Origin of the sequence: Streptomyces sp. Da 82-17 (assembly GCF_046098215.1) — a bacterium.
Lineage (GTDB): Bacteria > Actinomycetota > Actinomycetes > Streptomycetales > Streptomycetaceae > Streptomyces.
This window is the reverse complement of sequence record NZ_JBJURH010000013.1, coordinates 19,831-32,814: the sequence shown is the minus strand read 5'-3', so window position 1 is coordinate 32,814 and position 12,984 is coordinate 19,831. Positions and strand designations below refer to the sequence as shown.

General features: G+C 73.0%; 12 protein-coding genes. 6 read left to right on the top strand and 6 right to left on the bottom strand.

What is annotated here, in order from left to right; all coding sequences use genetic code 11:
* Positions 1 to 273: 273 nt before the first annotated feature.
* Positions 274 to 1,239, bottom strand: coding sequence for a histidine kinase (locus ACIDOF_RS22115; RefSeq protein ID WP_409007734.1), 966 nt, complete (start codon positions 1,237 to 1,239; stop codon positions 274 to 276).
* A 274-nt stretch (positions 1,240 to 1,513) separates the two neighbouring features.
* Between ACIDOF_RS22115 and ACIDOF_RS22110 the strand changes: the two genes are divergently transcribed.
* On the top strand, positions 1,514 to 1,984 hold the full coding sequence (locus ACIDOF_RS22110) for a cation:proton antiporter regulatory subunit (RefSeq protein WP_409007733.1): 471 nt from the start codon (positions 1,514 to 1,516) through the stop codon (positions 1,982 to 1,984).
* Between the two features lie 4 nt (positions 1,985 to 1,988).
* Positions 1,989 to 3,236: a cation:proton antiporter gene (locus ACIDOF_RS22105; protein ID WP_409007732.1), complete on the top strand. Its 1,248-nt coding sequence runs from the start codon at positions 1,989 to 1,991 to the stop codon at positions 3,234 to 3,236.
* 63 nt (positions 3,237 to 3,299) lie between these two features.
* On the opposite strand, the gene ACIDOF_RS22100 is transcribed toward ACIDOF_RS22105, so the two are convergent.
* Entirely contained in the window at positions 3,300 to 4,715 is a 1,416-nt protein-coding gene (locus ACIDOF_RS22100; RefSeq protein ID WP_409007731.1) for a flotillin family protein, read from the bottom strand.
* 87 nt (positions 4,716 to 4,802) lie between these two features.
* On the bottom strand, positions 4,803 to 5,309 hold the full coding sequence (locus ACIDOF_RS22095; protein ID WP_409007730.1) for a hypothetical protein: 507 nt from the start codon (positions 5,307 to 5,309) through the stop codon (positions 4,803 to 4,805).
* 437 nt (positions 5,310 to 5,746) lie between these two features.
* Here ACIDOF_RS22095 and ACIDOF_RS22090 point away from each other — a divergent pair, with 437 nt between their 5' ends.
* A complete protein-coding gene (locus tag ACIDOF_RS22090; RefSeq protein WP_409007729.1) occupies positions 5,747 to 7,696 on the top strand; it encodes an N-acetylmuramoyl-L-alanine amidase in 1,950 nt (649 codons plus the stop codon).
* A gap of 110 nt (positions 7,697 to 7,806) precedes the next feature.
* Here ACIDOF_RS22090 and ACIDOF_RS22085 read toward each other — a convergent pair whose 3' ends face one another.
* Positions 7,807 to 8,307 (bottom strand): hypothetical protein, encoded by a 501-nt coding sequence (locus ACIDOF_RS22085; RefSeq protein WP_409007728.1) that lies wholly within the window; start codon positions 8,305 to 8,307, stop codon positions 7,807 to 7,809.
* Between the two features lie 194 nt (positions 8,308 to 8,501).
* A complete protein-coding gene (locus ACIDOF_RS22080; protein ID WP_409007901.1) occupies positions 8,502 to 9,065 on the bottom strand; it encodes an ABATE domain-containing protein in 564 nt (187 codons plus the stop codon).
* 185 nt (positions 9,066 to 9,250) lie between these two features.
* Between ACIDOF_RS22080 and ACIDOF_RS22075 the strand changes: the two genes are divergently transcribed.
* Both ACIDOF_RS22075 and ACIDOF_RS22070 read left to right on the top strand, forming a co-directional pair.
* Positions 9,251 to 9,991, top strand: coding sequence for a leucine-rich repeat domain-containing protein (locus ACIDOF_RS22075; RefSeq protein ID WP_409007727.1), 741 nt, complete (start codon positions 9,251 to 9,253; stop codon positions 9,989 to 9,991).
* Positions 9,988 to 10,416 (top strand): hydrolase, encoded by a 429-nt coding sequence (locus ACIDOF_RS22070; RefSeq protein WP_409007726.1) that lies wholly within the window; start codon positions 9,988 to 9,990, stop codon positions 10,414 to 10,416. The genes ACIDOF_RS22075 and ACIDOF_RS22070 overlap by 4 nt, the downstream gene beginning before the upstream one ends.
* Before the next feature lie 57 nt (positions 10,417 to 10,473).
* On the opposite strand, the gene ACIDOF_RS22065 is transcribed toward ACIDOF_RS22070, so the two are convergent.
* Positions 10,474 to 11,385 carry a LysR family transcriptional regulator gene (locus ACIDOF_RS22065; RefSeq protein WP_409007725.1) on the bottom strand — a complete coding sequence of 304 codons (912 nt, stop codon included), beginning with the start codon at positions 11,383 to 11,385 and terminating at the stop codon, positions 10,474 to 10,476.
* 231 nt (positions 11,386 to 11,616) lie between these two features.
* Between ACIDOF_RS22065 and phnA the strand changes: the two genes are divergently transcribed.
* The gene (gene phnA, locus ACIDOF_RS22060; RefSeq protein WP_409007724.1) at positions 11,617 to 12,861 is read left to right on the top strand and encodes a phosphonoacetate hydrolase; all 1,245 of its coding nucleotides are present in this window, start codon (positions 11,617 to 11,619) and stop codon (positions 12,859 to 12,861) included.
* Positions 12,862 to 12,984 lie beyond the last annotated feature (123 nt).

Sequence of the window (12,984 nt, the reverse complement as noted above, 5' to 3'; positions counted from 1 at the left end):
GTCGACTGCTGCGCCGTCGTGGGCTGTTGGGGCCTTCGCCCCAGCCCCCGGTCGCGGGCCCTACCGCCATCGGTCGACTGCTGCGCCGTCCTGGCTGGTCGCGCAGTTCCCCGCGCCCCTAAGGGGGCACTCCCCGCCATCAGTTGACTGCAGCGCCGTCGTGGCTCGTCGCGCAGTTCCCCGCGCCCCTGACGGGGCACTCCCCGCCGTCCGTTGACTGCTGCGTCGGCGTGGGTGGGCGCGCAGTTTCCCGTGCCCCTGGTGCGTCGTGGCTCATCTGGTCGTTCTGGTGGGGTATGGCGCGTTCAGGGTGAGGTGGGTGCCGGTGGGGTCGGCGGCCGTTTTCAGGTTCAGGGTCGCGCCGATCAGTAGGGCTCGTTCTCGCATGCCCTGGATGCCTGCGCCCTCCGGGGCCGAGCCCAGGCCGCGGCCGTTGTCCCGGATGCGGAGGCGCAGGGGGCCCTTCGGGTCGGTTCGGCCCAGGTGGACGTGGACCGTATCGGCCTGTGCGTGTCGGGCCGCGTTGGTGAGGGCCTCCTGGGCCACCCGGTAGAGGACCAGCTCCGTCGCCGCGTCCAGCGGCGGCAGTTCGGCGTCCACCCTGCACCGGACCGTCAGCGTCGGCGTCGTGAACTCGGCCGCGAGCGCGTGCAGGGCGCTCGTCAGGCCCAGGTCGTCCAGGACACCCGGCCGCAGTCGGCGGGCGATCCGGCGGATCTCGTCGAGCCCCGCCCGCGTCGCCTCCTGGGCCTGACGCAGTTCCGCCCGGAGCGGCTCGGGCGCCTGTCCCGCCGCGTGCCCGAGCTGCAGCAGTACCGCCGTGAGCGTCTGCCCCACCTCGTCGTGCAGCTCGCGGGCCACCCGGGCCCGCTCGTCCTCCTGCGCCGACAGGACACGGGCCGTGCTGTCGGCCCGCTCAGCGGCGAGCCGGTCGAGCATCGCGTTGAAGGCGGCGGTCAGTTCGGCGATCTCCCCGGTGCCTGTCACCTGCACGGCGGGCCCGCTGTGCGGTCGTACGAGATCGGCCTGCGTCATCGCCCGGTTGAGGCGGCCCAGCGGGGCCAGGCCGATGCGGAGCAGCACCGCGCTGACCGTGATCGTCGCGACCAGGCCGACGCAGAGGACGACGGCCTCACCGGCCCGTACCGGCGTCGACACCGTCACCGGGCCGAGCAGCAGCAGCGCGATGAGGACGAGGACGGCGGCGTGCAGCAGGAAGATCCGCCGGTACAGCGTCATGGTTCGGTCCGTCCCCTTCGGCGGGCGCGCACCGGCCCGCCCGCCCTTGCGTGTGCACTCGTCCGCGTACCGCCTGACCTGCGGTGACACGACCCCCCTCGGCATCTTTTCCCGTCTGCCCAGGAACTGTCCATCCGTGCTGACACCCATGTCGGGGCGTCGGGCGCGGATGACACGATGTCGCTCTTGCCGTGTTCGCGCACCCGGGCGACGCGGCGTAGTCCACCAGCAAGTCAGGGGATCAGGGAGGGGACAGGCTGTGCCTGCTCCACGGATGAGCACGACGCCGCTGCCCGGCATCGGCGTCCAGTACGACCTCACCACGCGTGAGGACCGCCACGTCTCGGTGGTCGCGCACCGCGACGGCACCCGGACCGTCAACGTCTACCAGGCCGACGACCCGGACGCCTGTCTGCAGTCGCTGCATCTGACGGGGCCCGAATCGGCGTCGCTGATCGACGCGTTGATGCCGGCGCACCACAGCCCGAACGTGCTGCACACCACGGACCTCGGGCTCGTCGCCGAGCGCATCGAGCTGTCCACGCACTCGCACTGGAACGGCCGGGTGCTCGGCGAGACGAAGATGCGCACGGACACGGGCGCGTCGATCGTGGCCGTACTCCGGCGCTCGGGGGCCGTGCCGTCTCCCGCGCCCGACTTCCGGCTGGCCGGTGGGGACACGCTGATCGTGATCGGCACCCGTGAGGGCGTCGAGGCGGCCGCGGCGATCCTCGGGCAGGAGTGACCGCGTGCACTCTGCTCTCTTCCTGATCGAGTTCGGCGCGATCATCCTGGGGCTCGGGCTCCTGGGACGGTTCGCCGGGCGGTTCCAGTTCTCGCCGATCCCGCTGTATCTGCTCGCCGGTCTCGCGTTCGGCGAGGGCGGGCTGCTGCCGCTGGGCGCGAGCGAGGAGTTCGTGGCGATCGGCGCCGAGATCGGCGTGATCCTGCTGCTGCTCATGCTGGGCCTGGAGTACACGGCGACCGATCTGGTCTCCAACCTGAAGACGCAGTACCCGGCGGGGCTCGTCGACTTCTGTCTGAACGCGCTGCCGGGCGCCGCCGCCGCGCTGCTGCTCGGCTGGGGGCCGGTGGCGGCGGTGGTGCTCGCGGGCGTCACCTGGGTGTCGTCGTCCGGTGTCATCGCGAAGGTCCTCGGCGACCTGGGCCGGGTCGGCAACCGCGAGACCCCGGTGATCCTCAGCGTGCTCGTCCTGGAGGACCTGGCGATGGCGGTGTATCTGCCCATCATCACGGCCCTGTTGGCGGGTGTGAGCCTCGCGGCGGCCAGCGTCACCCTCGCCATCGCGCTCGGCGTCGCGGGCCTCGTGCTGTTCGTCGCGCTCCGCTACGGGCGGGTCATCTCCCGGTTCGTGTCCAGCGACGACCCGGAGAAGCTGCTCCTCGTGGTGCTCGGCCTGACGCTGCTCGTCGCGGGCATCGCGCAGCAGCTGCAGGTGTCGGCGGCGGTCGGCGCGTTCCTCGTCGGCATCGCGCTGTCCGGTGAGGTCGCCGAGGGCACGCACACGCTGCTCAGCCCGCTGCGGGACCTGTTCGCCGCGGTGTTCTTCGTGTTCTTCGGCCTGCACACCGACCCGGCGTCCATCCCGCCGGTGCTGCTGCCCGCGCTCGCGCTCGCGGTGGTCACGGCCCTGACGAAGGTCGGTACGGGCTACTGGGCGGCCAAGCGCGCCGGAGTGGGCGTCAAGGGGCGCTGGCGGGCGGGCGGCACGCTCGTCGCGCGCGGCGAGTTCTCCATAGTCATCGCGGGCCTCGCCGTGACGGCCGGCATCGAGCCGTCCCTCGGCCCGCTGGCGACGGCGTACGTCCTGATCCTGGTGATCGTCGGCCCGCTGACCGCGCGGTACACGGAGCCGATCGCCCGGTACTTCGCGAAGCGCCGGGACGGCTCGGGCGGCGGCAGCGGTACGGCCGCCTCGACGAGCGTGCCCGTACAGGCGGAGGCGGCCGAGGCGCGGGGCGGCGTCCAGTCGTAGCCCTGCGGGACCCGACGGCGGGGAGGCGGCGGGCAGTTGCTCGCCGCCTCCCCGCCGCCGTGCTCAGTCGGTGACGTCGATCTTGCCGTTCTGCTGCGGGGACCCGGTCACCTTGCCCGCCGTGACGTTCTTCAGGAGCGCAGCGAGGTCGACTCCCGTGGTGGAGCTGAGGAGTTCGACGCCCTGGGCGACGTTGTCGGCTACGGTGCGCGGGAGTTGGCTCGCGCCGTCCGAGGAGATCACCGTCAGCTTGTCGATGGCGCTCATCGGCTCGGCGGCCTTCGCCACCACCTGCGGCAGCACCTCGACGAGCATCTGCAGCACGGCCGCGTCCCCGTACCGGGCGAACGCGTCGGCCTTCTTCTGCATGGCCTCCGCCTCGGCCGCGCCCTTCGCGCCGATCGCCGCCGCCTGGGCCTCGCCCTCGATGCGTACGGCCTCGGCGAGCGCGGCGCGGTGCAGCTTCTCGCCCTCACCGGTGAGCCGGGAGCGCTGTGCGTCGGCCTCGGCCTGCTTGACGAGGGCGATGCGGCGGGCCTCGGCCTCCTGCTCGGCCTGGTAGCGGGCGGCGTCGGCGGGCTTGCGGACCTTGGTGTCCAACTCCCGGTCGGTCAGGGCGGCCTGGCGCTCGGCGACCTTCTCCTGCTCGGTGAGGACCTCCTGCTGGCGGGCGGCGTCGGCGAGCGGTCCGGCGGCGTTGGCGCGGGCGGCGGCCTCGTCGGTCTCGGCCCGGATCTCGGCCTGCTTGAGGGCGAAGGTCCGCTCGGCGACCGCGATCTCCTCGGCGGCCTTCAGGCGGGCCTGTTCGGCGGCGCGGCGGGCGACGGCCTCGGCGATGTCGGCCTCCTGCCGGGCGCGGGCGGCCTCGGGGCGGCCGAGGTCCTCCAGGTACGAGCCCTCGGTGGAGATGTCCTGGATCTGGAAGGCGTCGAGGACGAGACCCTGCCCGGACAGCGAGGTCTCGGCCTCCTCGGCGACCTGACCGGCGAAGGCGGCGCGGTCGCGGATGATGTCCTCCACGGACATCCGGCCGACGATGGCGCGCAGCGCGCCGGACAGCACTTCCTGCGTGAAGCCGACGATGCCGTCCTGCTGCATCAGGAACCGCTGGGCGGCGGCGCGGATGGAGTCCTCGGTGCCGCCGACCTTGACGATGGCGACGCCTTCGAGGTTGGCCTTCACGCCGCGCAGCGTCACGGCCCCGCGCACGGAGACCGGGATGTGCCGCGACGACAGGTCGAGCGTGAACCGCTGCTGCACGAACGGGACGACGAACACGCCTCCGCCGACGACGACCTTCTGGCCGCTGTTGTCGGTGAAGATCCGCCCGGTCTCCGGGTCGGTGGACTTCTTGCCGCGCCGCCCGGTGACGATGAACGCCTCGCTGGGCCCGGCGACCTTGTACCGGGTGACGAGGACGAGGCCGAGCAGGACGAGGAGTACGACGACTCCGACGACGGCTACTGCGACTGGACTCATGAGGGGTTCCCCCTTGTACGTGTGGTGCGGCGTACGGGCAGTGCGGCGTACGTGTGGTGCGGCGCGTGGGCCCGGCGGTCGGGCCGGTCAGTGTTCGACGGGACGGACGGCCACGGAGGTGGCCGACAGGGTGCGCTCGACCCAGACCTCGGCCCCGCGGGCCATCGGACCGTCGCTTCGCGCGGCCAACTTGACGGGCTGGCCCGCGAGTTGGAGCAGCACTTCGCCGTAGCCGTCGGCCGGGATGGGCGTGACGACGCGTCCGGCGCTGCCGACCAGGTCGGCGCCGCGGGGCGAGTCGCCGGAGCCGCGGAGCAGGGCCCGCCCGGCCCGCCACACGCCGTACGCGGTGACGACGCCCGCGCCGGTGCCGACGGCGGTGGCGGCGACGGGGCCGAGGCCGGTCGTGCCGAGGGTGAGGGCGCCGGCGAAGCCGAGCATGGACGTGAATCCGGCGATGACGGGCAGCGACAGCCAGCCGTCGAGGAGCCCGTCCAGGACGCCGCCGAGGAACCCGTCGAGCAGTCCGTCGAGGACGAGGGAGAGGGCGAGGAGGACGACCCCCGCCATGCCGAGACCGAGAAACCAGGTCACCGCGTTCGCCTCCTCACCCGCTCGTCCCCCGTGGACAAGAAGAGGTTTCCACGCGCCGTAGGGCGGCGTCATTGCCGGTTTCCGGCAGTCTTTACGCGTTCTTGATGCCGAGTTCCTTCGTCCGAACAGGTGGACCGGGGGCGGCCGGGCGGTGCGCAGGGCCCCTTCGGGGCGGGTCGGCGTCGGCTCATGTCGGGCCTGCTCAGGGGGCGTTCAGTGGTCCAGGCCACTGACGCGGCGCAGGCGGGCCGACGTGCGCCCGCGAAACCCGCCGGGAACCGCCCTGACATGGGAAATCCCGCCCCCGTAGGCATGATTGACGGATCGTCGGAGAGCCGGTACCACTGACACCCACGTTCGGCCCCCGCACGCCCCATCGCGCCCCATCGCCTCGGGAGGCAGCATTGCGAAGGTCAGCCCACGCCGCAGATGTGACCGTGCGTCGCCGACGTCTGACGAGAACCTCGGGCGCCGTGGCGTCGGCGGCGCTGCTGCTGCCGTTGCTCGCCGCGGCGCCCTCGGACTCCGCCCCGGTCGCCCCGTCCGCGCGGCTGCAGAGCGCGTTCGCCGCGGCTGCCGCCGAGTACCGGGTGCCGCAGAGCGTGCTGCTCGGCGTCTCGTATCTGCAGTCCCGCTGGGACGCGCACGGTGGAGCCCCGAGCGTCAGCGGCGGCTACGGCCCGATGCATCTGACGGACGCGCGCACCGCGCTCCGGGACGCCCCGCACCACAGCCACGGCACCGAGGACGCCCGCGGTGACACCCGGCGCCCCGCGCGGGTGCCCGAGGCGAAGCTGCCGGATCCGGCTCAACTCCCCCAGCGGCTGCGGACGTTGCCGAGGGCGGCCGAGCTGACCGGTATCGGCGCGGAGGAGCTGCGGACCGATCCGGCGGCGAACGTCCGCGGCGGCGCCGCCCTGCTGGCCGCCGCGCAGCGGGCGTCGGGCGGGGACACGGACAGCGCGGACCCGGCGGACTGGTACGCGGCGGTGGCGAAGTTCTCCGGGGCGGACGACCAAGCCTCGGCCGCCTCGTACGCGAACGAGGTGTTCGCGGTGATCCGGGACGGGCAGAAGCGGACGACGGACGCGGGCCAGCGCGTGGAGCTCGCGGCGACGAAGGGCCTGGAGCCGGACGCGTCGCGGATGGAGAAGCTGGGCCTGCGGCGGGCGTCGGCGGCGGCGACGGACTGCCCGGAGACGATCTCCTGCGAGTGGATCCCGGCGCCGTACGAGGAGTTCGGCGAGGGCGACTACGGCAACCACGACAAGGCGGACCGGCCGCACGACCAGAAGATCCGGTACATCGTGGTGCACGACACCGAGGGCAGCTGGGACACCACGCTGAAGCTGGTGCAGGACCCCGAGTACGTGTCGTGGCAGTACACGCTGCGCTCCACCGACGGGCACATCGCACAGCACCTGAAGCTGAAGGACGTGGGCTGGCACGCCGGCAACTGGGCGGTCAACTCGCAGTCGATCGGCCTGGAGCACGAGGGTTTCCTGACGCAGCCGGACGCCTGGTACACGGAGGCGATGTACCGCAGCTCGGCCCGGCTGGTGAAGTACCTGTCGAAGCGGTACGACATCCCGCTGGACCGGCAGCACATCCTCGGCCACGACACGGTGCCGGGCACGACGACGGCGACGATCCCGGGGATGCACACGGACCCGGGCCCGTACTGGGACTGGCAGCACTACTTCACGCTGATGGGCAAGCCGTTCGAGCGGACCGCGGGCCCGTCCGGCGGTCTGGTGACGGTGCTGCCCGAATACGACGAGCACAAGCCGGAGTTCACGGGTTGCAAGGAGGCCGGGGACACGTGCCCGGCGCACGGTTCGAGCGCGGTGCGGGTGCACACCGAGCCGCGGGACGACGCCCCGCTGGTGAAGGACATCGGCCTGCGCCCGGGCGGCGGCGACTCGACGACGGGCGTGAACGACCTGGGCTCGCGGCTGTCGACCGGCCAGCAGTACGCGGTCGCGGACCGGAAGGGCGACTGGACGGCGGTCTGGTACCTGGGGCAGAAGGCCTGGTTCAAGAACCCGAAGGAGCAGCCGACGGCGGTCGACGCGGCGGGCCTGACGGTCACCCCGAAGGCGGGCGCGGAGGACGTGCCGGTGTACGGGCGGGCGTACCCGGAGAGCTCGGCGTACCCGGAGGGCATCAAGCCGCAGCCGGTGTCGCCGCTGCCGTACAAGCTGCTCAAGGGGCAGAAGTACGCGACGGGCGGGCTGGTGCCGGGTGAGTACTTCTACGCGCCGACGTTCGACACGGCCCCGCACAAGGTGGTGCGCGGCAAGGACACGTACTACGAGATCCAGTTCGGTCACCGGGTCGCGTTCGTGCGGGCCGCGGACGTGCGGGTGGTGCCGTCCGGTACGTGACCGTGTGGTCGTCCGGCGCGTGACAGGGGCGGCCGGACAGCTCGCCGGGCCCGGACCTGCTTGTGGGGGCAGGTCCGGGCCCGGCGTATGTCAGGCGTCAGGGTGCGGGGTCAGCCCTGCTGGAAGAGCTCCGCGGGCAGCGGCTTCAGGAGGGCGTACAGGTCGTCGGTGATGGGGCGGTCCCAGGCGGCGATGGTCACCAGGACGTTGTCGCTGCGGTCGAACTGGACGCAGGAGATACGGCTCTCGGAGAGCTTGAGGCGGCGCACGATCAGCAGGTTGTCGCCCTGCATCACCGGCACGTCCTCGGTCTCGACGACCTCGATGTCCTCGTCGTTCTCCAGGGCGAGCAGCAGCTGCGCCACCTCGAACGGCACGTCCTTCTCGCCGATGTCGCGGGCCGGGGAGCCCTCGGGGAGGTTGCCGATGACCATGGCGGGGCCGCGGCCGCCGAACAGGTCGTACCGCAGGAAGACGCCCTGGCAGCTGCCGTCGGGGGCGGGCAGCAGGCCCGCGCCGAGGTTGCCGGGCCAGTCACCCGGGTCCATGGCCAGGACGTCGAAGTCCGGGCCGGCGGGGGTGGGGGCGCTGCGGCGGCGGAGGAAGGACATGCCGCCCATGGTACGTGGCTTTCCGCACAGCCGGACGCCGGGCCCCGTCGGTCCCCGCTCCCGCCGGGACGGGCATGCGCGCCGGTCAGAGCCCTGCGGGCGGGGTGCGCGCCGGGCCCCGGAGGGCGATGCGCCGCCCTCGTGTTCGGGCGGCAACGGGGGCCGGGGGTGAGCGAGTTGGCGTACGCGGGTGCTTACGCGCGGTGGTGTTCCTGTCTGCGTTCCTGATGGCGGGCGACGCGGGCGCGGTTGCCGCAGGAGGGCTTGCACCACTCCTGCCGGGGGTGCTCCTTCAGGAAGTAGCGCACGCAACGCGGAGCGTGACAGGCCCGCAACCGGGCGCGGTCGTCCCCGGCGAGGAACGCGGCGGCGGCCCGCGCGAGCACGGAGACCAGCAGGTCGGCGGGTGCCGCGGGCGCCGCGGGCCGGTACGTGAGCCGGGGCCCGCCGGCCTCGGGCCAGGTCAGCTCGGGGACGACGGGCACGCGTGCGGCGGCTGCGCCGAGGTGGGCGAGGGCCTCGTCCACCGTCGGCAGCCGGTGCGCGTCGGCGGGGCTTGCCGGGGCCGGGCGTACGGCGTGGGCGAAGAGCGCGCGCACCGCGCGGCGGAGGGCGCGTACGTCGGACAGCGCGGCCGGGTCGGCGGTGAACGGGGTGGGCGGGGTGGACGGGGTGAGCTGCGCGGGCGGGGCTCCGGCGGCGGTGAGGTCGGCGGTGTGCTCGGCGACCCAGCGGGTCAGGTCCTCGGGGTGCTCCAGGTCGTCGGCGACGCCGCCGCGGCCGTCGTGCCGGACGGTGAGGGCGAGGGCGAGGGCGCCGGGCTGCGGGCATGCGCCCGATGCTAGCTTCGGGGCTCCGTCCCGGGCTCGCGAGGAGCACGGGGGCAGGGCGGGCCGGGAGGTACGGGGTGGACGGTACGTGCGGGGTGGACGGTACGTGCGGGGTGGACAGGACGTACGGGGTGCGCCGGACGCGGGTCGACCACTGGCGGGCGGGGCTCGCGTGCGTGCCGGAGTCGGTGTGGGAGCGGGTGGACGCGGAGGAGCTGATCCTCGCGGACAACCGGCTCACGGCGGTGTCGCCGCGCCTGGCCGCGCTGACCCGGTTGCACATGCTCGACCTGGGCCACAACCGGCTGACGGCGCTGCCGGAGGAGATCGGCGAGCTGACGTCGCTGGCGGGCTGCCTGTACCTGCACGACAACCGACTCACGTCCCTGCCGGAGTCGTTGGGCCGTCTGACGCGGTTGCGGTACTTGAACGTGGGCGAGAACCCGCTGGGCCGGTTGCCGGAATCGCTGGGCGACCTGCGGGAGTTGACCGAGCTGCGCGCACAGCAGGCCCGCCTGACCGAGCTTCCGGAGACGGTCGGCGACCTCGCGGCGTTGCGTGAACTGTGGTTGCGGGGCAACGAGTTGGCGAGGCTGCCGAACGCGGTCGGGCGGCTGCGGGAGCTGCGGGAGTTGGAGCTGCGGGACAACCGCTTCACGGCGATCCCGGACCCGCTCCGGGGACTTCCCCGCCTGCGCCGGCTCGACCTGCGGGGCAACGGGGTGGGCGAACTGCCCGACTGGATCGCCGAGTTGCCCGCCCTGGAGAAGCTGGACCTGCGCTGGAACCCGGTGACGGTCCCGCCGGAGGTCGAGGAACGGTTGGCGGCGCGGGGGTGCGTGGTGCTGTGGTGAGCGGTACGGGAGATGTGCTCGGCCTGCTGCCGGAGGCGTACTGGCACGTGCCGTACCGGGGTGACCGCCATCCCGGCTCGGCGCACGTCACGGCCCGCCCCGGACTCCGCCTCGGCGCCAACTGCCAGCTGTACGCGTACGCGGTGCTCGGGCACTTCGGTGTGACGGTGCCGCCGCTGCGGTCCAGCGAACTCTGGACGGACACGTCGGCCACGCACCGGGTGCCGGTGCCGCGCCCACTGGACCTGGTGCTGTTCAACGCGACGCGGGACGCGTACGGGGCGCACGTCGGGGTGTGGGCCGGGCCGGATGCGGTGCTGCATCTGTGCGCGGAGGTGGGGGTGCCGGTGGTGTGGCGCCGGGAGGAGTTCGCCCGGCGCGAGCGGTACGCGGTATGCCTGGGCACGAAACGCCCCCGCCTCTAGCCGGACACCGCCGGAGGCTTTCGGGTAGGGGCGTGGCGGGAAGAGCAGGAGCCGAGGTCAGGCCGGGAGTTCCCGAGGCCAACCGCCCGCCGACCGCAGCAACTCGATGAACGCCCGCTCCGCCGGAGCCAGCAACCGGTCCCGGCGCCGCACCAGATTGACCGGCCGGGGCCGGGGCGCCGGAGCCACGGGCACGACGGCCAGCGTCCCCGCCCGCACCTCGTCGACGATCGCGTGCTCCGAGATCAACGCCACCCCCAGGCTCGCCGCCACACACTGCTTCGCCGCCTCCGGCCCCCACACCGCCCCGCGCGACACCCCGTCCAACTCCCACTCGGAGAGGGCCTGTTCCTGCAGGACGCGCGTCTGCGACCCCGGTTCGCGCAGCAGGAAGCGGCAGTCGGCGAGGTCCTCGGGGTGGACTTCGGGGCGCCCCGCGAGCGGGTGGGCCGGGGACGCGACGAGGACGAGCCGTTCGTCGAGGACGGTCTCCGTGAGGAGCTGGGAGGCCGTGGGGACGCCCGCGACCACCGCCACCCCGATGTCACCGGCAAGCAGCCGTTCCAGTACGGCCTCGTTGTTGCCGACGTACACGTCGCACTCGATCCCCGGATGGCGCTCCTGGAAGCGGGCGAGGAGCGACGGCAGCAGATACGTGCCGACGGTCGTGGAACCGCCGACGAGGAGCCGCCCGGACGCGAGTCCGCTCACCTGCTGCACGGCCGCTACCGCCTCCTCCGCGAGGAGGAACACCCGCTTCCCGTACTCGGCGAGGACCTCCCCCTCCGCGGTCGGCCGCGCCCGCGAACCGGACCGGTCGATGAGCGTGACCTTCAGGGACTGTTCGAGCCGGCGGACCTGGTTGGAGACCGACGGCTGGCTCATGTAGAGGCGCTGCGCGGCGGCGGAGAAACCCTGGTGCTCCACGACCTGCATGAAGATCCACAACCGGTGGAGGTTGAGTTCCACACGCGCCTCCCCGCACCGCTGTCGATCACCGGGCGCCGAGCCTAGCCCCGTCCGGGGCCGCTGGGGAGGCCTCGTACCAGGTCGTTCCAGGGGGTTCCCGGTACGAGGGGGCTATGGCCGCCATAGCGAATCCGGTGGTTCTTCCGGCCCGCCCGCCGGTGTACCCATGAAACGCGGGACGGCGAACGAGGAGGCCGCCCGCAGACTTCGACCTCAGGGGTGGATCCGCACATGACCGAACCGCTGACTGTGAACGGGCGCCGCTACCACCGGCCCCACCGGCCCGTCGTCGTCGTGTGCATCGACGGCAGCGAGGACGCCTACCACGAGCGGGCCATCGCGGACGGCCGCATGCCGTTCCTGGAGCGCATGCTGCAACGCGGCGCCGATCTGCGCGGCGACTGCACGATGCCATCCTTCACCAACCCCAACAACCTGTCGATCGCGACGGGCGTGCCCCCGGCCGTGCACGGCATCTGCGGCAACTACTTCTACGACACCGAGTCCGGCGCCGAAGTCATGATGAACGACCCCGAACTGCTGCGCGCGCCGACCCTGTTCGCGGAGTTCTCGCAGCGCGGCGCGAAGGTCGCCGTGATCACCGCGAAGGACAAGCTGCGCCGGCTGCTCGGCAGCGGACTCAAGGACGGCATCTGCTTCTCGGCGGAGAAGGCCGACCAGGCCACGGAGGAGGAGAACGGCATCGGGAAGGTGCTGGAGCGGACCGGCATGGAGCTGCCGTCGGTGTACAGCGCCGAGCTGAGCGAGCTCGTCATGGCCGCGGGCGCCGACATCCTCGACAAGGACCGCCCGGACCTGATGTACCTGTCGCTGACCGACTACATCCAGCACAAGCACGCGCCGGGCTCGCCGGTCGCCAACGACTTCTACGCGATGCTCGACCGGTACTTCGAGCGGATCGACGCGCTCGGCGCGGTCCTCGTCGTGACCGCCGACCACGGCATGAACGCGAAGGCCGACGGGGACGGCGCCGCCCGCGTCGTCCACCTCCAGGACCACCTCGACGCGGCCCTCGCACCGGGCGCGGCCCGCGTCGTGCTGCCCATCACCGACCCGTACACCGTGCACCACGGGGCGCTCGGCTCGTACGCGACCGTCCACCTGCCCGCCGACGCCGACCGGGACGCCGTAGCCGCCGAGCTGGCCCGACTGGACGGCGTGGACGAGGTGTTGACGCGGGAGGCGGCCTGCGAACGGTTCGAGCTGCCCGGCGACCGGATCGGCGACCTCGTCGTCATCGCCGAGCGCAACACGGTCCTCGGCACCACCCCGGCCCGGCACGACATCTCCGCGTTCAAGGAGCCACTGCGCTCGCACGGCGGCCTGACCGAACAGAAGGTGCCGTTCCTCGTCAACGCACCCGTGCAGGGCCTGCCCGAGGGCCACCGGCTGCGCAACTTCGACGCGTACTGGATCGGCACGGCCATCGCGGCGGAAGCAGCACTCACGACGTGACTTGCCCCGGGCCCGGGTCCTGGCCCTGATCCGCCCGACGCGGGCCCCCGGTCGGGCCCGGGTCCTGGCCCTGATCCGCCCGACGCGGGCCCCCGGTCGGACCCGGTCCCCGCCCGGAGCCCG